Source organism: Ruegeria sp. F5 (assembly GCF_056533845.1).
This window is the reverse complement of the sequence record NZ_JBQFOU010000001.1, coordinates 185,751-211,109: the sequence shown is the minus strand read 5'-3', so window position 1 is coordinate 211,109 and position 25,359 is coordinate 185,751. Positions and strand designations below refer to the sequence as shown.

Sequence of the window (25,359 nt, the reverse complement as noted above, 5' to 3'; positions counted from 1 at the left end):
TCAGAGACCCAGCTTGCGCGACAGATCGATCATCGCCTGCACCGATTTGCGCGCCTTTGCGGCAACGTCCCCGGCGACCTGGACCTGACCCTCCATCGTGTGCAGGGCATAGAGGATCTTTTCCAGCGTGATCTTCTTCATGTACGGGCACATGTTGCAGGGTCCGACGAAATCGACCTCGGGAAGCTCGTCGGCAATGTTCGACGCCATCGAGCATTCGGTGATCAGCATCGCCTTTTCAGGCTTTTCGTCATACACGTATTTGATGATGCCGCTGGTCGAGCCGGAATAATCAGCCTCGGCCACCACATCGGGCGGGCATTCCGGATGCGCGATCAGCCGCGTGCCCGGGTTCCATTCGCGGAAATCGCGCAGGTCCTGCGCGGTGTATTGTTCGTGCACGATGCAGGAACCGGGCCAGTAGACCACGGTCTTGTCGCTTTTAGTTGCCACGTTCTGCGCCAGATACTGGTCGGGCGTCATGATGACCGTGTCGCTGTCCATCGCATCCACGATCTGTACCGCGTTGGACGAGGTGCAGCAGATATCCGAGGCCGCTTTGACCTCGGCCGTGGTGTTCACATAGGACACAACCGGCGCGCCGGGGTATTTGGCGCGCATTTCGTCGATTCCCTCAGCCGTGATCGATTCTGCCAGTGAGCATCCTGCGGCCATATCCGGCATCAGCACGGTCTTTTGCGGGCTCAGGATTTTCGACGTCTCAGCCATGAAATGCACACCGGCCTGCACGATCACATCCTCTTCAACCTCGCTGGCCTTCATCGCCAGCTGCAGGCTGTCGCCGACAAAGTCGGAAACGCCGTGGAAAATCTCGGGCGTCATGTAATTATGCCCAAGGATCACGGCGTTACGCTGTTTTTTGAGCGCATTGATTGCCCGCACATAAGGCGCATAGATCGCCCAGTCCGGCGGGCTGACCACGCGGTCCATCCGGGCGTAAACATCCTGCATCTCGTTGGCCAGCGTGGCCGAGGGCGCAAGGTCGTACTGATCCGCAAGTACGGAACGAACGTTAGTAAGATCGAGCAACGGGCGAGCTACCTTTTCAGCTGTCGTTTATCTGGCGGGCTGCTTGAGGCCGTAGGCCTAGCCGATGCATTTCCGTAATAAAACCGGAAAGTTTGGCGTTAGCGCTAAGAAATGCAGGTAAATCCGCCGAAAACCGGAAAAGGACGCACCGGATTACCCCAGGATACCCGGCAGCCGCAGCCCGTGTTCGCGCGCGCAGTCCTTGGCGATGTCATAGCCCGCATCGGCATGCCGCCACACGCCCGAGGCAGGATCGTTCCACAAAACCCGCTCGAGCCGTTTGGCCGCCGCATCGGTCCCGTCGGCGCAAATCACCACGCCCGCGTGCTGGCTGAACCCCATCCCGACACCGCCGCCATGATGCAGCGACACCCATGTCGCGCCCGACGCGGTATTGACCAGCGCGTTCAGCAGCGGCCAGTCGCTGACCGCATCCGAACCGTCCATCATCGCCTCGGTCTCGCGGTTGGGTGAGGCGACCGAGCCGCTGTCCAGATGGTCGCGCCCGATCACCACCGGGGCTTTCAACTCGCCCGTGCGAACCATTTCGTTGAAGGCCAGACCCGCGCGGTGGCGATCCCCCAGCCCGATCCAGCAGATGCGCGCGGGCAGGCCCTGAAAGGCGATACGTTCCTGCGCCATGTCGAGCCAGTTGTGCAGATGGGTGTTCTCGGGGAACAGTTCCTTCATCTTGGCGTCGGTTTTGTAGATATCCTCGGGGTCGCCCGACAGGGCGCACCAGCGGAACGGGCCGATGCCACGGCAGAACAGTGGGCGGATATAGGCAGGTACGAAGCCGGGGAAGGCAAAGGCGTTTTCCAGCCCTTCATCCTGCGCCACCTGCCGGATGTTGTTGCCGTAGTCCAACGTCGGCACACCCGCGTTCCAGAAATCGACCATCGCGGCCACATGCTGCTTCATCGAAGCGCGCGCCGCTTTTTCCACCGCTTTCGGGTCGCTTTCGCGCTTGTCCTTCCACTGCGCCATGGTCCAGCCCAGCGGCAGATAGCCGTTCACCGGGTCATGGGCGCTGGTCTGGTCGGTGACGATATCGGGGCGCATCCCGCCCGCTTGCATGCGGCGGTAAATCTCGGGGAAAACCTCGGCGGCATTGCCCAGCAGGCCGACCGACTTCGCCTCGCCCGCCTTGGTCCAGCGGTCGATCATCTCAAGCGCTTCATCCAGCGTCTCGGCCTTTTCATCCAGATATTTGGTCCGCAGGCGGAAATCGATGCTGTCCGGGTTGCATTCGACCGCCAGACAGCAGGCCCCGGCAAAGACGGCGGCCAGAGGCTGCGCACCACCCATACCGCCCAGACCTCCGGTCAGGATCCACTTGCCGGTCAGATCGCCGCCATAATGCTGGCGCCCGGCCTCGGCAAAGGTCTCATAGGTGCCCTGAACGATGCCCTGCGTGCCGATGTAAATCCACGACCCGGCGGTCATCTGGCCGTACATCATCAGACCCTTCTTATCGAGCTCGTTGAAATGGTCCCAGTTGGCCCAATGCGGCACAAGGTTCGAGTTGGCGATCAGCACCCGGGGCGCATCCGCATGCGTCCGCACGATGGCGACCGGCTTGCCGGATTGCACCACAAGCGTTTCATCCTCTTCCAGATCCTTGAGGCTGGCGACGATGGTGTCAAAATCATTCCACGTCCGCGCCGCGCGTCCGATACCGCCATAGACCACCAGCTCATGCGGGTTTTCGGCCACATCCGGGTGCAGGTTGTTCATCAGCATCCGCATCGGCGCTTCGGTCATCCAGCTTTTGGTGTTCAACTCGGGGCCGGTGGGCGGAAACACGTCGCGGGTGTTCTTGCGGGGGTCGGTCATGGGGCAAGCTCCAGTGCTGTGTCTTGGATGGCATCCAGAATATCGCGCAGCCAGCGGCGCAGGCGGGTGGCTTTTTCCAGGTCATACGCCCACGGCGCGGCTTCGGCGGTCAGATAGGCGGATTGGGCTAGTTCCATCTGGATCGCGTGCATGCCTTCGCTCGGGCGTCCATAGTGCCGCGTGGACCAACCACCGCGAAACCGCCCGTTCAAAACGGTTCGATAGGGGGAAGTGGCCGCAAATTCATGGGTGATAGCCTCGATCTCGGGCGCGCAGGTGGTGCCGCCATCGGTGCCGATATTCATGTCAGGCAGCGTGCCGTCGAACAGAAACGGAATTTGGCTGCGGATCGAGTGGCAATCGTAGAGGACAGCGATGCCGTGGGTGGCTTTCACGCGTTCCAACTCGGCGGTCAGCGCGGCATGATAGGGCGCATGAAACTGCGCCAGACGGTGCGTGATTTCCTGTTCCGAGGGTGCTGAGGTCCAGATGTCCTGACCGTCAAAATCCGTCATCGGCACCAGAGTCGTGGTGTTCTGACCGGGATAGAGCGTCACACCGGACGGGTCCCGGTTGGCGTCGATCACGTAACGGTGGAAGGTCGCCCGCACCGTTGTCGCGCCGGGCAGCAAGCCGCTGTAAAGGTCGTGAATGTGCCAGTCGGTATCGCTCAGCCCCTTGCCGATTGGATTCAAGGCAGCCTCGATATCCGGCGGCACATGGGTCCCGGTATGGGGCAAGCCCAGCACGACAGGGCCATCACCCCGTGTGACTTCCACCCGGGCTATCACGCGCCCAGCTCCGGCATGGTGATGCCTGTGCGATGGGCGATCTCACCACTGGCGATCAGGGTCGAGGCGGCCTCGATATCCGGCGCGGTGTAACGGTCGTCGCCCAGCGGTGGCACGATTGCGCGCAGCCTGGCCATCACGCCTTGAAGGGCTTCGCTGGTCGGTAATGGCGCGCGGAACTCGACGCCTTGGGTGGCGCAGAGCAGTTCTACCCCCAGAATACGCTCCAGATTGGTCACCATCTGCCCCAGACGGCGTGCGCCATGGGCGGCCATCGACACGTGATCCTCCTGATTGGCCGAGGTCGGCGTGCTGTCGGTCACGCAGGGATTGGCCAGATGCTTGTTCTCGCTCATCAGGGCCGCCGTGGTGACTTCGGCGATCATCAGGCCCGAGTTCAGCCCCGGATTGGGGGTCAGAAACGGCGGCAGATCGAAGCTGAGCACCGGGTCGACGATCAGCGCGATGCGGCGCTGCGCGATTGCGCCGATCTCGGCCACCGCCAGCGCGATCATGTCGGCGGCAAACCCCACCGGTTCGGCGTGGAAGTTGCCGCCCGAAACGATCAGACCGGTCTCGGCCAGAACCAGAGGATTATCCGTCGCCGCGTTCGCCTCGATCTCAAGCGTTGTTGCCGCCTGACGCAGCACATCCATCGCGGCCCCAACGACTTGTGGCTGGCAGCGGATGCAATACGGATCCTGCACGCGCGTATCACCGTCGCGATGGCTTTCGCGGATGACCGAACCCGCCAGCAAAGCGCGCATGGCAACCCCGGCTTCGATCTGCCCGCGATGACCGCGCAGAGTGTGAATTTCTGGCTGCAAAGGCGCGGTCGAGCCCATGATGGCGTCCGTTGTCAGCGCCGAGGTCACCAGCGCGCATTGCGCCGCCTGCCACGCACCAAACAGGCCTGCCAGTGCGAAGGCGGTGGAAAACTGGGTGCCGTTGATCAGCGCCAACCCCTCTTTCGGGCCAAGTTCAACCGGTTGCAGCCCCGCCGCCTCCAGCGCCCTGCCACCTGGCATGATTTCGCCGCCAAATTCTACCTCGCCCTCACCCATCATGACAGCGGCCATATGCGACAGCGGTGCCAGATCACCCGAGGCCCCGACCGAACCCTGCGCCGGGATCACCGGGGTCACGCCCTTGGCCAGCATAGCTTCCAGCAAGTCGATCAGTTCCAACCGGACACCAGAGGCGCCGCGGCCGAGGCTCAGCAGTTTCAGCGCCATCATCAGCCGGGCATGCGCGCGCGGGATTGCTGGCCCGACACCGCAGCAATGACTGAGGATCAGATTGCGCTGCAGGGTTGCGGTATCCTCGGCGGCGATCTTGACATTTGCCAGCTTGCCGAAACCGGTGTTGACGCCATACACAGCCAGATCCCCCGCGGCTGCATCAGCGATCCGCGCATGGGCCGCTTCTATAGCGGGGCGGCACGCCCGGTCCAGACGTACCGCGCGCTCTTCCCGAAAGACCTGTTCCAGTTGCTTCAAAGACACCGCACCGGGTGCGAGGGTCAGGGTCGTCAAATCGCACCTCCGAAAAAGCGAGTGTGAAGCGGGTTGAAGCCGACGCGATAGGCAAGCTCGGCCGGGTGCTGCACATCCCAGACCGCCAGATCGGCGCGCAGACCGGCGGCGATCCGGCCGCAATCGGTCAGACCAAGCGCGCGGGCCGCGTGGGTGGTGACGCCCTGCAACGCCTCTTCGGGCGTCATGCGGAACAGGGTGCAGCCCATATTCATCGCCAAAAGCAACGAGGTCATAGGCGCAGAGCCCGGATTGCAATCCGTCGCCAGCGCCATCGGCACGCCGTGCTTGCGCAACAGGTCAATCGGCGGGGATTGGGTTTCGCGCAGGGTATAGAACGCGCCGGGCAGGATGACGCCGACACTTCCTGCGGCAGCCATGGCCTGCACGCCCTCTTCATCCAGATATTCGATGTGATCCGCCGACAGTGCGCCATACCCGGCGGCCATTTTTGCACCGCCAAGATTCGAGAGCTGCTCGGCATGCAGTTTGACCGGTACGCCAAGCTCTTGCGCTACATCGAATAAGGGCACCAGTTGATCCGGCAGAAAGGCGATCCCCTCGCTGAATGCATCCACTGCATCCACCAGTCCCAGTTCATGCGCCTCGCGCAGGGTCGGGATGCAAACCTCGGCAATATAGGCGTCGGCGCGGTCTTTGTAGGTGTCGGGAATAGCATGCGCGCCCAGAAAGCTTGCCACCACCCGAACGGGGCGATGGTCCGGCAACGCCCGCGCGGCACGCAGCATGTTCAACTCGGTCTCGCGATCGAGACCGTAGCCGGATTTGACCTCGATCACCGAGACACCCTCGGCCAGCATCGCATCCACACGCGGCAGCGCCTGTACGATCAGGTCTGCAACACCGGCCTCGCGCGTGGCTTTCACGGTCGAGATGATGCCACCCCCGGCGCGCGCAACTTCTTCGTAGGTCGCACCGTTCAGGCGCATCTCAAACTCGACGGCACGGTGGCCGCCATGCACCACATGGGTGTGGCAATCGATCAGCGCGGGCGTGACCAGACGGCCATCCAGATCGGTGCCGGGCAGCGACGCATGATCCGCAGGCAGGTCGGCCCGTTTCCCGACCCATGCAATACGCCCATCCGCGATCACAACCGCCGCATCTTCGATCAGCCCGTATTTCTCAGGCCCTTCTGCCATCGTGGCAGCTTGCAGATTGAGTAGCACCTGATCGCGGGCCTGCATTCGATTCCATCTCCCTCGCATTTCGCTCTTTTCTAGTACAGTTCAATCTGTATTATGTCTATGCATTATTTGTGGAGCCCCGCATGACCGCCCTATTCGCACAGCGCGCCCTTCTTGAGACCGGATGGGCAGAAAACCTGCGGCTTGAGGTCAGGGATGGCCGGATTGCCAGCCTTTTGCCAAACGCATCACCGCAGCCAGGCGATGTTCGGGTGGATACCCTGCTGCCGGCGCTCGCGAACCTGCACAGCCATGCCTTTCAGCGCGCGATGGCGGGGATGACCGAATACCGTCTGGCCGGGCGCGACAGTTTCTGGACATGGCGCGACCTGATGTACCGCTTCACCGCCCACCTGACACCCGAGCATGTTCAGGCCATCGCCGCGCTGGTCTATCTTGAGATGCAGGAGGCCGGGTATGCCTCGGTCGGAGAGTTTCACTATCTGCACCATCAACCGGACGGGAAGCCCTATCACCGCCTGTCTGAGATGTCCGACCGGATCATGGCCGCTGCGGCAGAGACCGGGATCGGCCTGACCCTCCTGCCGGTGCTCTACTCCTACGCGGGTGTCGGCGAGCACCCGTTAGAGGCGGGTCAGCGGCGCTTTGGCAACGACGTGGATCGGTTTTGCGCCCTGGTGGATCAGGCGCGGGGTGCGCTGAATGCATTGCCGGACGATTACCGTGTCGGCATTGCGCCCCATTCCCTGCGGGCCACCTGCCTGCGTGATCTGGCACAGGTCGTGGCAGCGCAAGTTGCCGGCCCAATCCACATCCACATCGCCGAACAACCCAAGGAAGTGGCCGAGGTTCAAGCCGGGCTAGGCGCGCGCCCGGTCGAATGGCTTTTGGACAATGCGTCGGTCGACGGCAATTGGTGCCTGATCCACGCGACCCACATGACCGACGCCGAAACCCGCGCAATGGCTGCCAGCGGTGCCGTCGCCGGGCTCTGCCCGATTACCGAGGCCAATCTGGGCGATGGCCCCTTCAATGGCGCGGCCTATCTGGAGGCGAAAGGTGCCTTTGGCGTCGGCTCCGACTCTAACGTCCTGATCTCATTGACCGAGGAGTTGCGCACGCTGGAATATTCCCAACGCCTGCGCGACCTGTCCCGAAATGTGCTGGTGGTCGGCGAAGGTTCGGTGGGCCAGACGCTGTATTGCGGCGCGGCTGAAGGCAGCGCGCAGGCCTTGGGCCGCCAGGCCGGAATGATCGCCGAAGGCATGCTGGCCGATTTAGTAGCCGTCGACAGCCAGACCCCGGCTTTGTGCGGGCTCAACGCGCAACAACTGCTTGACGGTCTGGTCTTTGCCGCCAAAGACAGCGTGGTAACGGATGTCTGGTCGGCCGGTCGGCATCAGGTGCAAAACGGGCGCCACGTGGCACGGGACCGGATTATCGCCAACTACCGTCAGGCGATGGCAGACCTTGTCCCAAATCTTTGACCCCAAGGCATCTTTGCAATCCAAATAAACACAGACATAATACAAATATGACCGAAACAAATATGAGCGCCCCGTGAACGATCAAAAACCCATCGGTTTTCAGGACATAAGGGACGAGGTGCTGAACCGCATCCAGACCCGGATTTGGCCGCAGGGCAGCTTGCTGCCGACCGAACTGGAGCTTGCCGCCGAATTCGGCTGCGCCCGTGCGACGGTGAACCGGGCGCTGCGCGAGCTGGCCGAACAGGGCATCGTGACCCGCAAGCGCAAGGGCGGCACGCGCGTTGTCACCACTCCTGTCAAACAGGCCAAGCTGCCGATTGCGGTCGTCCGCCAGACCATCGAGGATATGAATGCGCAATACCGCTACGCCCTGGTCACGCGCACCCTGATCGATTGTCCCGCCTGGCTGCAGGCCAAGCTGGGCATTCAGGAGGGCACGAAAATCCTGCATCTGCAGTGCATGCACCACGCCGACAACCGCCCGTTCCAGTATGAGGAACGCTGGATCAACGTACCCGCGGTTCCGCATGTGGTAGATGAGGATTTTCTGGCCGTTGGTCCAAACGAATGGCTGCTGGCGGAAGTCCCGTTCTCAAACGCCGAAATCGCGTTTTCAGCCGTGCCAGCGGCAGGCCAGTTGCAAGAGTTTCTGTCAGTCCCGCCGGGAACCCCGTTGTTCCAGATGGAACGCACCACATGGTTTCGGGAAAGCCCGGTCACCTTCGTCAGAATGACATTTCATCAGGGCTATCAGATGCGCACCACGTACTGAGAATTTCAAACCCCGTAGCGCGCCATGAACATATCCACCGCATGCTGCGCGACCTGATCTATCTCGGCCTGACTGAACTCGCTTTGAATGCCAAACGCGGCCCGGGTCCAGACCCGCACCTTGCACAGTTCCGAAAACTGTTCGGCGGCGAACTGGATGTCGTCGATCCTCAACTCGCCCTTGGCCACCGCTTTCTCCAGATAGCTGGCCATGTGACACTGGCCGTTTCGTGGGCCCGCCTCATAGAACGCGCGCCCTAGCTCGGGAAAGCGATCCCGCTCGGCCACGCAAACCCGGAAAACCTGCTGCGCAAAATCCGAGATCAAAAAACCCGTAAGCTGCTGCGCTGTGATCATCAGGACCTCACGCACAGGTTTGGTCTCATCCACCATCGAGATGACCTGATCCGCCATGCGGTTGCATTCGGTCTGTGCGACCTCGACAAACAACAGGCGCTTGTCGGGAAAGTAGCTGTAGAGCGTGGCCTTCGAGACACCGGCAGCGCGGGCGATATCGTCCACACTTGCGCCTTCGAACCCATCCGCCATGAAAACCTCTCGGGCTCCGCGCAAGACCTGATCGAATTTCCGGCCAGTGCGCAGGATGGTGGCGGTTTGGGTCATGTCGTCTCCTGAGATGTTGCGTGGGGCAAGCGTATAAACCGTTCGGTTCAGATACAACGATTCGCGGTGCTTTCAAAACCGCGGATGGCGCGGACACCTTGTTTGTCGCGCCTCGGTCAGAGCGCTTGCCGCGCCCGCAAACCATGCTAGGACAGTGCGCATGGTCGAGATTTTCTTACGCACCCTGCCCTTCTTCGCAATCATCGGCCTTGGTTACTGGGCCGGGCGCACGCGGTTCTTCACCGCCGAGGCGACGGCCTATCTGACTAAATTCGTGTTCTATTTCGCCCTTTCAGCAATGCTGTTCCGGTTTGCGGCAACCCTGCCCTTTGCCGATATCTTCAACGGGCGGCTGATACTGGGCTATCTGGCCGGAACGCTGACGGTCTATGCGCTGGCCACCAGCGTCGCCTGGCTGCGCGGGCTCGACATCCCCACCGCCGCGGTCGAGGCCCAATGCGCGGCGATTGGCAATGTCGGCTTTCTGGGCCTGCCGATGCTTGCACTGTTGCTGACCGAAGCGGCAATCGGCCCGGTGATGCTGGTTCTTGCGGTGGATCTTGTCGTGTTCTCATCCGTCATCGTGATCCTGATAAACGGCGGGCGGGATGGAAAACTGACCCCCGCCACATTCCGGCTGATCGGTCTGGGATTGCTGAAAAACCCGATGATCGTGTCCATCTCCGCCGGGCTGATCTGGTCGGCGCTGCAAGTCCCGGTTCCGGGCCCGCTGAATGATTTCCTGACCATTCTGGGCGGCGCGGCAACGCCCGGAGCCTTGTTCGCAATCGGGGCCTCGCTGGCCGGAAAATCTGCGGAACGGCTGCAGGTCGCCGCCTGGCTGAGCTTTTGCAAACTGGTCGTCCATCCCGCCTGCGTCGCCGTTGCGCTGATCTGGCTGGTCCCCATCGACCCTTTTTCGGCAACGGTTGCCATTGCTGCCGCAGCCCTGCCCGTGGCGGGCAATGTCTACATGCTGGCCGCGCATTACGGGGTCGCCCCCCATCGCGCGTCCGCCGCGATACTTCTGTCGACGATCGTAAGCATTCTGACCGTTCCATTGGTGATCGCCTGGGTCACAACACCCTGATCTTCACCTTTTCGAAAAATACTCTCGCCGAAGGCAGCCGCACTTTACGTGCGGCTTTTGGAACGTTAGCCATGGCGCAAACCCAATGTAAGGACAAAGCCAGATGGAAACCCTTTCAGAAAATGCCTGTTTCGGTGGTGTACAGGGTGTGTACCACCATGCCTCCTCGGCTTGCCAATGCGACATGACCTTCGGCCTGTTCCTGCCGGCCGAGGCCAAGGACGGCCCCGTTCCCATCCTGTGGTATCTGTCCGGCCTGACCTGCACCCATGAAAACGCCATGACCAAGGCAGGCGCACAGGCCTGGGCCGCAGAACAGGGCATCGCGGTTGTGTTCCCCGACACCTCGCCACGTGGCGAAGGCGTGGCCGATCACGAGGATTACGATCTGGGTCAGGGTGCCGGGTTTTATGTGAACGCGACCCAAACCCCATGGGCCCCGCATTTCAACATGTGGAATTACGTGGCCGAGGAACTGCCCGCTCTGCTGGCCGAAAACTTTGCCCTCGACATGGACCGTCAGGCCATCACCGGCCATTCGATGGGTGGCCATGGCGCGCTGACGCTGGCGATGAACCTGCCGGGGCGGTTCCGGGCGGTCTCGGCTTTTGCGCCGATCTCGAACCCGACCGGGGCGGATTGGGGGCGCAAACAACTCAGCGCCTATCTGGGCGATGATGAGGCCTTGTGGGCCAAACATGACGCCTCGCTGATGATGAAGGAAAAGGGGTTCGACGGCCCGATCCTGATCGACACCGGGGCCAGCGACCAGTTCATCGACCTGCTGCGCCCCGAGGCGCTGGCCCAGGCGATTGCCGAACGCCGCCAGCAGGCTACCTATCGTCTGCAGCCCGGCTACGACCATTCGTATTTCTTTGTTTCGACTTTCATGGAAGACCACATCATTTTCCACGCCGAAGCGCTGTACGGGGACTGAGGCATGAGCAAATACGACTATGACCTGATCATCATCGGGTCCGGCCCGTCGGGGCGTTCGGCAGCGATACAGGCGGGCAAGCTGAAACGGCGGGTGCTGGTGATCGACCGCAAGGATCGCTTTGGCGGGGTGTCGGTGCATACCGGGACAATCCCGTCGAAGACCCTGCGGGAAACCGTGCTGAACCTGTCGGGCTGGCGCGAGCGCAGCTTTTATGGGCGCTCGTACCGGGTCAAGGACCAGATCCGCGCCGAGGACCTCAAGGCGCGCCTGCACATGACGCTCGATCACGAGGTCGACGTGCTGGAACATCAGTTCAACCGCAACCATGTCGAAACGCTGAACGGATTGGCGAAATTCATCGGCCCGCACGAGGTCGAGGTCGCCACCGACGCGGGCGAGACCACGCGCCTGACCGCCGCCAAGTTCCTGATTGCCACGGGCACCAAGACCTACCGCCCGGATTATGTGCCGTTCAACGGCAAAACCGTGGTGGATGGCGATGATTTTCTGGAAATGGCCGAAATCCCCCGGTCGCTCTGCGTTATCGGCGCGGGCGTGATTGGTGTGGAATACGCCACCATGTTCTCGGCGCTTGACGTGCGGGTGACGCTGATCGAACCCAGGGAAACCTTCCTCGATTTCATCGACAGCCGCCTGATCCACGATTTCACCCATCAGGTCCGCGAGAACGGTGTTGATCTGCGGCTGGGCTCGGCGGTCGAAAAGATCGAAGATGCGGGCGAGCATGTTGAGGTCACACTCGAAAACGGCCGCCATGTCCGGGCCGAGATGCTTCTGTTTGCTGCCGGACGGATGGGTGCGACCTCGGCACTGAATCTGGATGCGGTTGGGCTGGAAACCGACCACCGCAACCGGATCAAGGTGGATCGCAAGACCTATCAGACGGCTGTGCCGCACATCTATGCAACCGGAGATGTCATTGGCCACCCTTCGCTGGCGTCTACCTCGCTGCAACAGGGGCGCGTTGCGGCCTGCCATGCGCTAGACACCCCCACCCTGCCGGAAAGCCCGTGGTATCCTTACGGCATCTATTCCGTGCCCGAAATCTCGACCTGCGGCATGTCCGAAGAAGAATTGCAGGAACGCGGTATCCCTTACGAGGTCGGCGTGGCGCGGTTCCGCGAAACCTCGCGCGGGCATATCATGGGGCTGGAACATGGCATGCTGAAAATGCTGTTCTCGCTGAAAACCCGCCGGGTGCTGGGGGTCCAGATCGTCGGCGAAGGTGCGACCGAGTTGATCCATATTGCACAAGCCGTTCTGAACCTGAAAGGCACGGTGGACTACTTCGTGCAGAACACCTTCAACTACCCGACGCTGGCCGAGGCGTACAAGATCGCCGGTCTCGACGCGTTCAACCGCATGCCTATTCCTGAAGAGTTCAAAGTGCGCAAGGCACCCGCGAAGAAAGAGGCAAAGAAGGCGTGACAACGCTCTATGTCGATGGCGACGCCTGCCCGGTAAAGGCCGAGGCCGAACGGGTCGCGACCCGGCACAAGGTGCCTCTGGCGCTGGTGTCGAATGGCGGGCTGCGGCCCTCGGCGAACCCGCTGGTTCAGGTCGTCATCGTGGCCGAAGGCGCGGATGAGGCGGATAAATGGATCGCCGAGCGCTGCGGGATGGGCGATGTGGTGATCACCTCGGACATCCCGCTGGCCGCGAAATGCGTCGCGGCCGGTGCGCGTGTCCTGCGCCCGAATGGCGAGGCTTTCACGGCAGCCAATATCGGCCAGCAACTGGCGATGCGCGATCTGATGGCCGACTTGCGCGCCGCCAACCCTCTGGGCGCGGGCGGGGGCGACAAACCGTTCAGCAAGGCAGACCGGTCCCGCTTTCTGGATGCGTTGGAGCGCGAGTTGCGCGCGGCGCTGCGGGGCTGATGGCGCCTGACCAACCCGGCGGAACCCGAATACCCCGTTTACATCCGGAGTTTTAGAACGCACCTTGCGGTTGAAACCTGACCGCGCGTTTTGGAACACGGAGAGTGCAGTATGAAAGTCAAAGGCGAACACTACCGATCGATCTGGTGGGACACCGCAGCGGGCGAGGTTCGGATCATCGACCAACGCTGGTTACCGCACGAGTTTCGGATCGTAACTCTGAAAACGCTGGATGAATTTGCCACCGCAATCCGCGACATGTGGGTCCGGGGCGCGCCGCTGATCGGCGCGACGGCCGCATTTGGAATCGCCGAGCAGATTTCCCGTGACAGCTCGGATGCCTCGTTTGATGCGGCCTATGAGGTTTTGAACGCAACCCGGCCGACGGCAATCAACCTCCGCTGGGCGCTGGATAAGTGCCGGGCGGCGCTGATGCCTCTGGCCCCCGGTGACCGGGCGGATCAGGCGTGGAAACTCGCGCAGGAGATCGCGGATGAAGATGTTGAGATCAACGCCTCGATCGGTCGGCACGGGCTGGAACTGATCAAAAGCATCGCCGCAAGCAAACCTGCAGGCGAGCCGGTGCGCCTGCTGACCCACTGTAACGCGGGATGGCTGGCGACGGTGGATTGGGGAACCGCCACAAGCCCGATGTATCACGCCCATGAGGCCGGTATTCCGGTCCATGTCTGGGTGGACGAAACCCGGCCCCGCAATCAGGGGGCGCTGACCTCGTGGGAGTTGGGCGAACATGGCATTCCCCATCGCTACATCGTCGATAATGCGGGCGGGCATCTGATGCAGCACGGGCTGGTGGATGCGGTCATCACCGGCACCGACAGGACCACTGCGCAGGGCGATGTGTGCAACAAGATCGGCACCTATCTCAAGGCGCTGGCCGCGCATGACAATGGCGTGCCGTTTTATGTGGCCCTGCCCTCGCCCACCATCGACTGGACGGTTCGCGACGGGGTGGAGGAAATCCCGATTGAAGAGCGTGATCAGGGTGAAGTCTCACACGTCATGGGGATTGACGATCATGGCGCAATTGCCGACGTGCGCGTGACCCCCGACGGAACCGAAGGCGGCAACCCCGCCTTCGACGTGACGCCGAACCGGCTGGTCACCGGGCTGATCACCGAACGCGGTGTATGTGATGCCTCTGCCGAGGGGCTGGCTGATCTGTTCCCTGAAAGAGCCGGTTAACATTTTGTTCAGGCTGCCCGACGAAAGTCCGGTCTGATTGGAAAAGCCCACGACCCGCAGTGAAAATTTTGCTGAGAAAACATGATGATCGAAAACTGGTACAAGACAGACGAAGCCAGCCAATGGCGCAATCAGGCGGGCGAAAACCCTGCCGATCAGGAACTGGGTGAGCGCGTCTATACCTCGCGGCTGATCGGGCAGAACCCGGACCTTCTGATGCATGGCGGCGGCAATACCTCGGTCAAGCTGGAGCGGCCCGACCTGTTCGGCGACCTGCAGCGGGTTCTGCATGTCAAGGGTTCGGGCTGGGATCTGGACAGTATCGAAGCGCCGGGTCTGCCGGGTGTCTGGCTGGACCCGCTGCTGAAACTGCGCGCGCTGGATCGGTTGACGGATTTCGAGATGGTCAATGTGCAGCGCGCCAACCTGCTGGACTCCGGCTCGCCCAACCCCTCGGTCGAAACGCTGCTGCATGCCTTCCTGCCGCATAAATACGTCGATCACACCCACGCGACCCCGTTTCTGGTGCTGGCGAACCTGCCAAATGCCGAAGAGGTCTGCCGCGAGATTTTTGGCGACCGGTTAGGCATCGTGCCCTATATCATGCCCGGTTTCGGTCTGGCGAAAAAAGCGGCTGAGGTGTTCGACGAAAACCCGAATGTCGAAGGGCTTTTACTGCTGAATCACGGGCATTTCACCTTCGGGGAAACCGCCCAGGAAAGCTATGACAAGATCGTGTCGCACACCAACGAAGTCGCGGCCTATTTCGGCATGGGTTCGGTGACGCCCATCGGCCAGCGTGAACCCGCTGCAAACCTTGAGGTGCTGCCAGCGCTGCGCGGCGTCATTGCCGACGTCTCGGCAAGCCGTGACGATCCCATGCCGGTGTTCGATCTTCGAAATGGGCCAGAGGTCATGAAATTCCTTGAGCGCTCAGATATCGAAGATTTGTCCGGTCGGGGCATGGCCTCTCCCGACCATGTGCTGCGCACCAAGGGCAGCCCGCTTGTCCTGCGCACATCCGACCTGACCGGCGGGCGTGCGCAACTGAAAGCCAGGGTTGAGGAATTTGCCGAAGCCTATCGCGCCTATTTCGACCGGCAAGCCCCGCAGGCGGATGAACCCAAGACCCTTTTGCCCGCCGACCCCAAACACGCCTGGATCGAAGGCGTCGGGGTGGTTGGTATCGGGGCCAATGCCAAGGCGGCCTCGGCGGCGGCGGATCTGGCAGAGCAGAACCTGCGGGTGCGCGCCGTGGGTGAGGATGCAGGTGGGTTTTATCCAATCGGCGAGAAGGACCGGTTCGATTGCGAATACTGGTCGCTGGAACAGGCAAAGCTTGGCAAATCCGCCCCGCCGCCCCTGCAGGGCAAGGTGGTGATGGTCACGGGCGGCGCCGGGGCGATTGGTCTGGCGACCGCGCAGGCCTTTGCGGCCTCGGGCGCCAATATCGTACTGGTGGATCGGGATGAGACGGCGCTGACCGAGGCGCAGAAGACACTTGGCAACTGGCATTCTACTTTCGCCTGTGATGTGACCGAAGATGGCGCAGCTGATGAAGCGGTGAATGCAGCCATTCATCGCTTTGGCGGGTTGGATATTCTGGTCTCGAACGCCGGATCGGCAACCTCGGGCGCAGTGCTGGACCTTGACGATGCCGCGTTTCGCGCGGCGTTCGAGCTGAATTTCTTTGCCCACAAGGCCTTTGCATCTAGCGCGGCCCGCGTGATGCGGGCGCAGGGGCGCGACGGTCAGATCCTGTTCAATATCTCAAAACAGGCTATCAATCCGGGCCGGAACATGGGGGCATACGGCACACCCAAGGCGGCGACGATGTTCCTGTTGCGCCAACTGACGCTTGAGCTTGCCGGCGATGGTATCCGGGTGAACGGGGTGAACGCAGACCGCATCCGCTCGGGTCTGTTGACCGATGGATTCATTCGCGAACGCGCAGAGGCGCGTGGTGTTAGCGAAGAGACCTATATGGCGGGCAATCTGCTGGGCCGCGAGGTTGAGGCCACTCATGTCGCCAACGCCTTTGTCGCGCTGGCACTGATGGAGCGTACGACGGGTCACGTCGTGACCGTGGACGGGGGAAACACCGAAGCGGAGCTGCGCTGACCAAAGCGCGGTTGCCGTCTCAGGCGGCGACTGGGGTTCGGTTCTCACGGATCGGCAGGTGCACGATGGCGCTGAACGCCCCAATCGCCACGCCGATCCACCAGACGAAAGTGTAATCGCCAAACTGGTCATACATGCGGCCGCCAAGCCAGATGCCAAGAAAACTACCAACCTGATGGCTGAAGAAGATGATGCCATAAAGCGTCCCCATGTAGCGCAGCCCATATAGATGCGCGACCAGACCGGATGTCAGCGGGATCGTCGCCAGCCACAGAGACCCCATCACCAGCGAAAAGGCGATCACCGACAGCGGCGTGATCGGGAACATGATGAACAGCGCCGCCGCGAGGGTCCGCCCGGTATAGACGGCAGCCAGCAGGTATTTCTTGGGGAAGTGATTGCCCGCCCAACCGGCCAGCAGCGTGCCGCCAATATTGGCCAGCCCGATCAGTGAGATCGAAACCGCCCCAAGGGCCGAGGTTGTGGTGATGCCGATGGAATGCAACACGCCGCCGGGCTGGATCGGCCCGCACATCTCGGTCACGAAGGCCGGGAAATGCGCGGTTATGAAGCCCAACTGATACCCGCAGCTGAAAAAACCCATAAATATCAGCGCGTAAGATGGATCGCGAAAGGCCTTGCCCAGAATCTGGCTCATGCTTTCTTCAAGCTCGGCCTTGGAAACGGCCTGCGGCGCGCGCATGAAGGGCAGCGTCAAGACCAGCGCAAGGATCGCGATGGCGAAGATGATGAACACCTGCTGCCACGGCAGGAAGGTCAGCATCCACTCGGCGGTCGGCGCACCCAGCACCTGACCAAAGCTGCCCGCCGCCGTCACGATGGCCAGCGACATCGACCGGTTCTGGTCCGACGACGCGCGCCCAACCACGGCCAGCACCACGCCGAACCCGGTTCCGGCGATGCCGAAGCCCACAAGCCAGGCGTACATCTGGTGCCCGAACGGGGTGACGGACCAGGCCGACAGCACCATCCCTGCCGCATAGGTCAACGCACCCAGAATGATCGCTTTGCGGTCGCCGACCTTCTCGGCAATCGCGGCAAAGATCGGTTGCCCGATCCCCCAGGCCAGATTCTGAATCGCAATCGCCATCGAGAAATCGGTGCGCAGCCATCCGAATTCATCCGCAATCGGAATCTGGAACACACCGAAAGAGGCGCGCACGGCGAAGCTGACCGTGATGATGATGCATCCGACGATCAGGATAGGGTTCAGCAGGCGGTCGTATTGCGGCATGGGCCCCTCGGGGATTTCGTCCGGCAGACGGTAATCAATTGGAACCGGGCGTCAATTCAGCAGTTTTGCGGTCACGGATAACGAAATTTGAACTGTCGGCAAAAATGCCCGCTTTTCATGGCGCAAACCGAAAGGTAAGGCTCGGACCTATGACGGATCTGATTTCGCATTACGAGGCCCGCATCGCCGAAGGCACCCTGACCCGGGACGACGCGCAAGAGGCTGTCCTGCCGCATTTCGAGCGTATCCGGGCCGCGCTGGCCCAACCGGTCAAGCGCGGGTTGTTTCGCAAAGCGCCCCCTGCCCCGCAAGGGCTGTACCTGTGGGGCGGCGTCGGGCGCGGCAAATCCATGTTGATGGATATGTTCGTCGATACGCTGGGGGACATACCGGCGCGGCGCGTTCACTTCCATGCTTTCATGCAGGAAATCCATGCAGGCATGCATAAGGCGCGTCAGGACGGGGTCGAGGATGCGCTTGCGCCCGTCGCGCAAGAGGTCTTGAAATCCGTCCGCCTGCTGGCCTTCGACGAGATGCAGATCACCGACATTACCGACGCCATGATCGTCGGGCGATTGTTCGACCTGTTGCATGAGGGCGGGGTGGCGGTTGTGACCACATCGAACCGGCATCCAGACGATCTGTACAAGGACGGGCTGAACCGGCAACTGTTCCTGCCGTTTATCGCCCATATCAAAGAGCAGTTGCAGGTGTGGGAACTGATCTCTCCGACCGACTACCGGCAGAACAGGTTAAAGGGCGCGCCGGTCTATTTCACGCCGATCGGGCCCGAGGCGCGGCAGAACATCCGGTCTGTGTGGACCGATCTGGCAGGAGGCCCGGCGGACCCGCTGATTTTGCAGGTCAAGGGGCGTGCGGTCGAACTGCCCGCCTTCCGGAACGGCGTGGCGCGCGCGTCGTTTTATGATCTGTGCGGCCGTATGCTGGGGCCGGGGGATTATCTGGCCATAGCGGAAGAAGTGAAGGTATTGATCCTCGAAGATATTCCCCGCCTGTCGCGCAACAACTTCAACGAGGCAAAGCGCTTTGTGACCCTGATCGATGCGCTTTACGAAGGTAAAGTCCGCCTGATCTGTTCCGCTGCTGCCGAGCCCGAGATGTTGTATGTCGAGGGTGAGGGAACCTTTGAATTCGAGCGCACCGCCTCGCGCCTGCGCGAGATGCAGGACCAGGATTGGGGGAAATAGGGGGCTCTGCCCCCGCCGCGCTTTGCGCGACTCCCCCGGAGTATTTTTGAAAAGATGAAGCGCTAGCCGTTTTCGCGCAGGATATTTCCGGCGAGATAGAGTGAGCCGCAGATCAGGACCCGCGCGTGCGGGTCTTTTTGCGTGATCGCGGCCAAGGCGGCGCTGACGCCGTCTGCGGTGGTGGCGGGCAGGTCGACTTTGGCGGCGGCGGCGGCGGTCTCCTCGGCGCTGAGCGTGGCCGCCTCGCCGGGTATGGAGACGGCGGTCAGGCTTTGGGCCTGCGTGGCCAGCGGTGCCAGATAACCCGTCACATCCTTGGTGTTCAGCATGCCACAGATCATATGGGTCGGGCGTTTGGGCAGCCTGGCCAGAACATCGGCCAATGCGATGCCCGCGGCGGCATTGTGCCCCCCGTCCAGCCACAGTTCCGCCTGCGGGGCCGACTGCACCAGCGGTCCGGTTTTCAGACGCTGCATGCGCGCGGGCCATTCGGCTTTGGTGACCGCGGCCTCATAGGCGGCATCGCCGAGTTTCAAGTGGCGCAGCACCGCCAGAGCGGAACCGGCGTTCTGAATCTGATGCGCCCCCAGCAGGTTGGGTAGGGGCAGGTCCAGCAGACCGGTTTCATCCTGATAGACCAACCGCCCCTGTTCTTCGTAGACATGCCAGTGCTGCCCATGGGCGATCAGCGGCGCGCCGAGTTTGGCTGCGGTGCGTTCGATAACCTCCATCGCTTCATCGGGCTGAGGTCCAACGATGCAGGGCACGCCCCGCTTGATGATCCCTGCCTTTTCGGCGGCGATTTTCGCGAGCGTGTCGCCCAGAAACTGCTCGTGATCGATCGAGATCGGCGTGATTACGGTGACGGCGGGTTTGTCGATCACGTTGGTCGCGTCCAGACGACCGCCTAGACCGACCTCGAGCAAAATGTAATCGGCCTGTGCGCGGGCAAAGGCCAGAAGGGCGGCGCAGGTTGTGATCTCGAAATAGGTGATGTTTTCACCGCCATTGGCTTCGTAACACTCATCCAGAACGGCGGTCAGGTTGGGTTCGGAAATCAGTTTTCCGGCCAGACGAATGCGTTCGTGGAAACGCGCCAGATGGGGTGATGTGTAAGCGTGAGCCGTCAGCCCTGCCCCTTCGAGCCCGGCGCGGATCATCGCCTGGGTCGAGCCCTTACCGTTGGTGCCGGCGATGTGGATCACGGGCGGCAGTTTGTCCTGCGGATTGTCCAGCGCGGCCAGCAGGTTCCAGACACGGTCCAGCGTCAGGTCGATGATCTTGGGGTGCAGCGCCATCATCCGGTCGAGGATGGCGTCGGACGTTGGCGCGGTCATTCCTTGCCTGCGTCCTCGGCAGGGGCTTTTTCCTGTGTTTCCTCGGGAGACGGCGCTGGCAGATCGCCTTTGACCGCAGGCGGCAGCCCCATCAGCATTCGGGTGATCGTGATAAGCTCTTCGCGCATCTCGGTCCGTTTGGTCACGCGGTCCAGCATGCCGTGATCCAGCAGATATTCGGCGCGCTGGAACCCCTCGGGCAGTTTTTCACGGATGGTCTGCTCGATCACACGCGGACCGGCAAAACAGATCAACGCGTTGGGTTCCGAGATATGCACATCGCCCAGCATCGCGTAAGACGCGGTCACGCCTCCGGTGGTCGGATGGGTCAGAACGACGATATAGGGCAGGTTCGCCTCTTTCAACATTTCCACGGCGACGGTTGTGCGGGGCATCTGCATCAGACTCAGAATACCTTCCTGCATCCGGGCGCCGCCAGCAGCCGAGAACAGGATCAGCGGGCGTTTCAGTTTCACCGCTTCTTGTGCTGCGGCGATGATGGCGTTGCCCACAAACATGCCCATCGATCCGCCCATGAACGAGAAATCCTGCGCAGCGGCCACGATCGGTGTCCGGCCGATCTCGCCCGAGGCGACCAGCATCGCCTCTTTCTCGCCGGTCTTTTTCTGCGCGGCTTTCATGCGATCCGGGTATTTCTTCTGATCGCGGAATTGCAGCGGATCGTCCTTGGGGGCGGGAACGTCGACCTCAGTGAAGATGCCACCGTCGAACAGGTGCCGGAATCGCTCGCGCGGGGTGATTGCCATGTGATGGCCGCACTGGGTGCACACGTTCTGGTTTTCCGCCAACTCGCGGTGAAACAGCATGGTTCCGCATTCATCGCACTTGTGCCAAAGGTTTTCAGGCACTTCCCGGCGCGAGAAGATCGAGTTGATCCGGGGGCGGACGTAATTTGTGATCCAGTTCATGTCGGAACCTTGGCTAGTGCGGCGTTGACGTCAAATAAGACGCCACGGCCGGAAATGCAATCAGCGCCTGATCGCAAGGCGCGCGGTTAGCCAGCTGACGATCATGACCGCGAAGTCCACCCGCAGCCATTGCCGCAGCATGCCGGTATCCGACATGTCGTAGGGCAGCAGGAACAGGGCCAGACCGCTGAGGTTGTCGGGCAGTGAGATAAACAGCAGCGCAACCGCATTGTTGAAGAAATGCAAGGCGATAGCCGGACCAAGGGTCCCAGCCCGCGCTGTCAGGTCGGCGGCCAGCAGGCCAAAGACGCAAGACCATGCGGCAACCAGCAGGGCGTTGTCCCCTGCGAGGGCCGGCGCGTAGTGACCGGCGGCAAACAGGATCGAGGGAACGCCCATCCAGATCACCGGGGACCGAAATCTGGCCGCCAGAGATTGCTGCAGGTATCCGCGAAACAGAACCTCTTCGGCGCTGGTCTGGATCAGGACAGCGAAGGCTGAGATCGGCAATAACATCAGCCAGACAGACAGGCTGAGGTTCGCCTGAAGCGGCTCGCCCATGTCATAGGGCGGCAGCACGGTCACGATCACGCCCAGGATCATCAGGGCGCGCAACACCCTCCAGAACTGAGCCAGTGCGGTGCCGCGCGCCCCGATCATCGACGCAAAAGCCCGGTGCTGCAGCAGGCGCGCGGCGACGGCGACGCCCAGTGTGATGAACCCGAAGCTGCCCAATAGCACGAACATGGCCAGCGGTGTGCCGCCCTTGAACAGAACAGCGGTCCAGTCAGAGGGGGCGATACCGGCAATCGCCGAAAACAGGACCAGGTTCAGCGCGCTGACAAGAATGCCGACCAAAGCCAGCCCCAGCGCAATCCGCCACAGTTCGGGTCGGGCGCGGGCAGGCGCGACAAGGCGGTCATGGGCGGCGTAAGCGCCCGGTTCATCGTCACGCATTGTCACCGGCGCCCTCAAGGCCCTCGGGCTGGGTCACATCCGGGAAAACATCCGCCCCGGCGCTGGCGGCATTGATCCGGTTGGCCAGTATGGTCAGATACCCGGCCACGGTTTGCAGCAGTTGCACCGCAACCGTGGCATCGCTTTCGACAACCGCGCGCAGTTCTTCCGCTCCGATCCGCAGGAAGGAACAATCATCGACGGCCGTCAGGTCCAGTTGGCGCTCTTCACCGGTGATGATCGACAGATCGCCGATCAGGCGACCCGGCTCGATGATCGAAACCGTTCGTTTCGCCCCGTCCGGTTCAGTCCATTCCAGTTTGGCCTGACCCGCGATGCACAAATAAGCGGCGTCCGGTATCTGTCCGCGGGAAAAGATCACCTGACCCGCCGCAGCCTCGTACCACTGCGCTGAAAACGCCAGCAGCCTCTGGTTGCGGGCATCAATGCCCGAGAACAGCTCGGTCGAGGCGATCACTTCGATCTTGCGGCTCAGATCGGCCGAGGCCCCCTGGACGTGCATAGGTTGGGTGCGCGAGACGCCGTCGATCCGCCCGTCCTTGATTTCGACGAACAGATCATAGGCTTCGGGATGGGCAAAGTGGTCCTCCATGAAGATCATGATTGAATCCGGCAGCAATTCGCGCAGTTTCAGACGCGTGCGCAGGCGGCTTTCGGAATCGTGGCTGGCCAGCGCCTTGTCGAGGATCAGAACATCGGGGCGTTTGATCCCGGCCCGCGAAAACGCGGCACGTTCCTGAAATACGGTCGGCAGGTTGTTCCCGCCCAGACCTGAAGGCAGGTCATAGATGATGGCAGCGGCGCGGCGGCGCAAACCGGCCTCGTTCATCGCTTCGGCCACCACGTTTTCAATGTCTTCGGCATGCGCGCCTGCCATCAGTGACACCCGACCGTAGATCGCGTTTTCCATCACCGACAGCCGGGGGATGTAGACCTCGGGCGTCACCGGCAGGAACATTCCATCGAGCGCGCCGCGCAGCTGGTCCGCCCGTGCCTTGCGGATCGCCAGGATCTTGTCCTTGTATTCTTCCGGGAAATCCGGGCCGATCTGTTCGGCTGTCAACAGAAACGGAACGGTGAGCAGCGTCGCGCGCTCGTCATCGTTGATCTCGGCATCGCCCTTGGCCTTGCGGCGGTCCTGAATGTCCAGCAAGCGGTGATACATGTCTTTCGACATGCCCAGCCGCAGGAACAAGGGGTGGTCCGTGCCATCACGGCCAAAGGCGTGGTTGAGCGTTTCCAGCACCGCATTTGAAATGCTCATCGCGTCTTCTGCAAGGTCATGCGCACTGAGCATGGACAGGAACCGCCCGTCGCCTGCCAGAATCTCGGGTGAGATATCGCGTGCCGGGGCGCCGAACAGCAGGTTGCCGCCCAGCGGAACAGCGGGATTGAACCGGTCGGGATCGAATCTGTAGACATATTGGTCCAGACCCTTGGCGCGCAGCTTTTCGTCTACGGATTTACGCAGATCGACGATCCCCTTGGCCAGTATCGGGTGCAGTTCGGGGTCGAAACGCGTGCGCAGGGTGCGGCGGAACATGAATTCGTCAATGCCCATCGCCTCGACCAACTCGAACCACCAGTCGCGGATATCGTCAATGTCATCCAGTCCGGCCAAACCGGGGTCGATCCACTCATCCGACAGCGAATCCGGCGGGTTCCCGGCGCGCACCGCTTCGATCTGCCGGCGCGTGGGTGTTTTCACTGCGTCTGTCTCATGCTGCGGGTGGGTCCGCAAGGGCATCATCAGGTTGTCGCCCAAAGTGCCGTCAAACAGATAGGGCCGCGAATAGGCATAGCCGATCCGCGCTGCGATGACGGACTGATGCAGATCGCGCAGATCGTGCCCGGCCAGAATAACCTCTCCCTGAACCGGCAGAACCTCGCGGGTCAGCAACTGGGCCAAGGCGTTGCGCTCGGCCGCGTGGGTCGACTGGATCGCCACGCGGGCCCCCTTGGGAATGGTCAGGTCGATATCTTCCAGAACGGTCTTGCCGTCATTGTCCCTGACGGTGACGTTGCGCAGCTCGATATCGCCGGCCAGATGCGGGATCGTCTCGGGCTCGCCCACGAACAGGTGCTCGGGGATCATGTCCGATGGCGCGAAGCGCTCGGTCACAATCTCCCACCGCAGGGACATGTCCTGCACCTGATTGTAATAGGTCAGAAGATCCTTCCACGGGCCGCTCAGATCCTTGTATGCCCCAAGCGCGGCGACCAGAGCGCCCACCGTAACCTCGCCCGTGATCGCCAGATAGCCGCCAACCGAGTAGAACAGGAACGGCGTCATCTGAGTGATCAGATTGTTGAGGAATTTCATGAAGAATTTCTTGTTGTAGATCCGGAACCGGATCTCGAACAATGTGCCCAGCCGGTGGCTGAATTGCGCCAGCCGGTAACGCCAGCCGCCATTGGTGCGCAGGTCGCTGATGCCAGCCGCGCTTTCCCCGATCTCGGAGCTCAACTGCCGGACCTCCTGTATGCGGTCCTTGTTCAGCAAGTTGATCTGGCGCTGCAGTTTGGGGATCAGCCAGGCCTGCAACGGGATCAGGGCGATGCTGGCCAACCCGAACCAAACGCTTTGCATGAACAGAAAGGTGACGATCGTCATCATCTGCCCGAACTGGAACACCGGCTGGGCGATGGCATCGCCCATCAGCCCGCCCATCGGTTCGGCCTCGGAGGTGATCATCGACACCAGTTCCCCCTGGCTGGTGGTGGCGAAATAGGATTTCGGAAACCGCATCGCACGGTGAATCAGCGTGAACCGCAGACGGCGCAGCATACGCTCGGCCAGAACGCCTTTCATCGTGTTGATGCGCATTTTCATCAGCCCGCTGACGATCACGGTTGCCAGAAAGGCAAAACACAGGATCAGCAGATATTGCACCTGAGTCACGGTGATCCCGAACACCACCACCGTGTCAGCGGGCGCGCCGATGGCGTCGTTGATGATCTGCTTGGGCAATTCCAGCGAGGCATAGAGGAACGGGAACGACAAAACCGTCAGAACCAACAGAACAAGCTGTTGTTTCTTCGAGTATTTCCAGATGAATGAAAACAGGGTGGGTTCCATGCCTGGGCCTTGTCCGGAGTGGGAGGAACTGCGACGGTTGCGATGTTCC

Annotated in this window: 20 protein-coding genes; 9 read left to right on the top strand and 11 right to left on the bottom strand. The window is 61.7% G+C overall.

Features of this window, described 5'->3' with window-relative positions; translation table 11 throughout:
- The 5 genes from nadA to hutI form a co-directional block, all read right to left on the bottom strand.
- Entirely contained in the window at nucleotides 1–1,050 is a 1,050-nt protein-coding gene (gene nadA, locus ACR0K1_RS00905) for a quinolinate synthase NadA (protein WP_480848190.1), read from the bottom strand.
- A gap of 153 nt (nucleotides 1,051–1,203) precedes the next feature.
- A complete protein-coding gene (gene hutU, locus ACR0K1_RS00900; RefSeq protein WP_480848188.1) occupies nucleotides 1,204–2,886 on the bottom strand; it encodes a urocanate hydratase in 1,683 nt (560 codons plus the stop codon).
- Nucleotides 2,883–3,674 carry an N-formylglutamate deformylase gene (hutG, locus tag ACR0K1_RS00895; protein ID WP_480848576.1) on the bottom strand — a complete coding sequence of 264 codons (792 nt, stop codon included), beginning with the start codon at nucleotides 3,672–3,674 and terminating at the stop codon, nucleotides 2,883–2,885. Before hutG ends, hutU begins: the two co-directional genes overlap by 4 nt.
- A complete protein-coding gene (gene hutH / locus ACR0K1_RS00890; RefSeq protein ID WP_480848186.1) occupies nucleotides 3,674–5,212 on the bottom strand; it encodes a histidine ammonia-lyase in 1,539 nt (512 codons plus the stop codon). Before hutH ends, hutG begins: the two co-directional genes overlap by 1 nt.
- Nucleotides 5,209–6,420 (bottom strand): imidazolonepropionase, encoded by a 1,212-nt coding sequence (gene hutI / locus ACR0K1_RS00885; RefSeq protein ID WP_480848184.1) that lies wholly within the window; start codon nucleotides 6,418–6,420, stop codon nucleotides 5,209–5,211. The genes hutH and hutI overlap by 4 nt, the downstream gene beginning before the upstream one ends.
- Nucleotides 6,421–6,503: 83 nt before the next feature.
- Here hutI and ACR0K1_RS00880 point away from each other — a divergent pair, with 83 nt between their 5' ends.
- Both ACR0K1_RS00880 and ACR0K1_RS00875 read left to right on the top strand, forming a co-directional pair.
- Nucleotides 6,504–7,868, top strand: coding sequence for a formimidoylglutamate deiminase (locus ACR0K1_RS00880; RefSeq protein WP_480848182.1), 1,365 nt, complete (start codon nucleotides 6,504–6,506; stop codon nucleotides 7,866–7,868).
- A gap of 73 nt (nucleotides 7,869–7,941) precedes the next feature.
- Complete coding sequence (locus ACR0K1_RS00875; protein WP_480848180.1) at nucleotides 7,942–8,643, top strand: GntR family transcriptional regulator; 702 nt, start codon at nucleotides 7,942–7,944, stop codon at nucleotides 8,641–8,643.
- Nucleotides 8,644–8,648: 5 nt separating this feature from the next.
- On the opposite strand, the gene ACR0K1_RS00870 is transcribed toward ACR0K1_RS00875, so the two are convergent.
- Entirely contained in the window at nucleotides 8,649–9,266 is a 618-nt protein-coding gene (locus ACR0K1_RS00870) for a TetR/AcrR family transcriptional regulator (protein ID WP_480848177.1), read from the bottom strand.
- Between the two features lie 160 nt (nucleotides 9,267–9,426).
- Between ACR0K1_RS00870 and ACR0K1_RS00865 the strand changes: the two genes are divergently transcribed.
- The 6 genes from ACR0K1_RS00865 to ACR0K1_RS00840 all read left to right on the top strand — a co-directional run bounded on the left by ACR0K1_RS00865 (nucleotide 9,427) and on the right by ACR0K1_RS00840 (nucleotide 16,524).
- On the top strand, nucleotides 9,427–10,356 hold the full coding sequence (locus tag ACR0K1_RS00865) for an AEC family transporter (protein WP_480611619.1): 930 nt from the start codon (nucleotides 9,427–9,429) through the stop codon (nucleotides 10,354–10,356).
- Nucleotides 10,357–10,459: 103 nt separating this feature from the next.
- Nucleotides 10,460–11,293, top strand: a complete 834-nt coding sequence (fghA, locus tag ACR0K1_RS00860; RefSeq protein WP_480848175.1) for an S-formylglutathione hydrolase — start codon at nucleotides 10,460–10,462, stop codon at nucleotides 11,291–11,293.
- A gap of 3 nt (nucleotides 11,294–11,296) precedes the next feature.
- Nucleotides 11,297–12,745, top strand: a complete 1,449-nt coding sequence (sthA, locus tag ACR0K1_RS00855) for a Si-specific NAD(P)(+) transhydrogenase (protein WP_480848173.1) — start codon at nucleotides 11,297–11,299, stop codon at nucleotides 12,743–12,745.
- Entirely contained in the window at nucleotides 12,742–13,197 is a 456-nt protein-coding gene (locus ACR0K1_RS00850) for a YaiI/YqxD family protein (RefSeq protein ID WP_480848171.1), read from the top strand. The genes sthA and ACR0K1_RS00850 overlap by 4 nt, the downstream gene beginning before the upstream one ends.
- A 111-nt stretch (nucleotides 13,198–13,308) precedes the next feature.
- Nucleotides 13,309–14,403 (top strand): S-methyl-5-thioribose-1-phosphate isomerase, encoded by a 1,095-nt coding sequence (gene mtnA / locus ACR0K1_RS00845; protein ID WP_480848169.1) that lies wholly within the window; start codon nucleotides 13,309–13,311, stop codon nucleotides 14,401–14,403.
- Between the two features lie 81 nt (nucleotides 14,404–14,484).
- On the top strand, nucleotides 14,485–16,524 hold the full coding sequence (locus ACR0K1_RS00840) for a bifunctional aldolase/short-chain dehydrogenase (RefSeq protein ID WP_480848167.1): 2,040 nt from the start codon (nucleotides 14,485–14,487) through the stop codon (nucleotides 16,522–16,524).
- 19 nt (nucleotides 16,525–16,543) lie between these two features.
- Here the strand turns inward: ACR0K1_RS00840 and ACR0K1_RS00835 are convergent, their stop codons facing one another.
- Complete coding sequence (locus tag ACR0K1_RS00835; RefSeq protein WP_480848165.1) at nucleotides 16,544–17,779, bottom strand: MFS transporter; 1,236 nt, start codon at nucleotides 17,777–17,779, stop codon at nucleotides 16,544–16,546.
- Between the two features lie 149 nt (nucleotides 17,780–17,928).
- Between ACR0K1_RS00835 and zapE the strand changes: the two genes are divergently transcribed.
- Nucleotides 17,929–18,987: a cell division protein ZapE gene (gene zapE, locus ACR0K1_RS00830; protein ID WP_480848163.1), complete on the top strand. Its 1,059-nt coding sequence runs from the start codon at nucleotides 17,929–17,931 to the stop codon at nucleotides 18,985–18,987.
- A gap of 62 nt (nucleotides 18,988–19,049) precedes the next feature.
- Here the strand turns inward: zapE and ACR0K1_RS00825 are convergent, their stop codons facing one another.
- Genes ACR0K1_RS00825 through ACR0K1_RS00810 form a run of 4 tightly spaced genes read right to left on the bottom strand, consistent with a single transcriptional unit; the run spans nucleotide 19,050 to nucleotide 25,310 of the window.
- Entirely contained in the window at nucleotides 19,050–20,324 is a 1,275-nt protein-coding gene (locus tag ACR0K1_RS00825; RefSeq protein WP_480848161.1) for a bifunctional folylpolyglutamate synthase/dihydrofolate synthase, read from the bottom strand.
- The gene (accD, locus tag ACR0K1_RS00820; RefSeq protein WP_480848159.1) at nucleotides 20,321–21,253 is read right to left on the bottom strand and encodes an acetyl-CoA carboxylase, carboxyltransferase subunit beta; all 933 of its coding nucleotides are present in this window, start codon (nucleotides 21,251–21,253) and stop codon (nucleotides 20,321–20,323) included. The genes ACR0K1_RS00825 and accD overlap by 4 nt, the downstream gene beginning before the upstream one ends.
- A 60-nt stretch (nucleotides 21,254–21,313) precedes the next feature.
- Nucleotides 21,314–22,210 (bottom strand): CPBP family intramembrane glutamic endopeptidase, encoded by an 897-nt coding sequence (locus ACR0K1_RS00815; protein ID WP_480848156.1) that lies wholly within the window; start codon nucleotides 22,208–22,210, stop codon nucleotides 21,314–21,316.
- Complete coding sequence (locus ACR0K1_RS00810) at nucleotides 22,203–25,310, bottom strand: ABC transporter transmembrane domain-containing protein (RefSeq protein ID WP_480848154.1); 3,108 nt, start codon at nucleotides 25,308–25,310, stop codon at nucleotides 22,203–22,205. Before ACR0K1_RS00810 ends, ACR0K1_RS00815 begins: the two co-directional genes overlap by 8 nt.
- Between the last annotated feature and the right edge of the window lie 49 nt (nucleotides 25,311–25,359).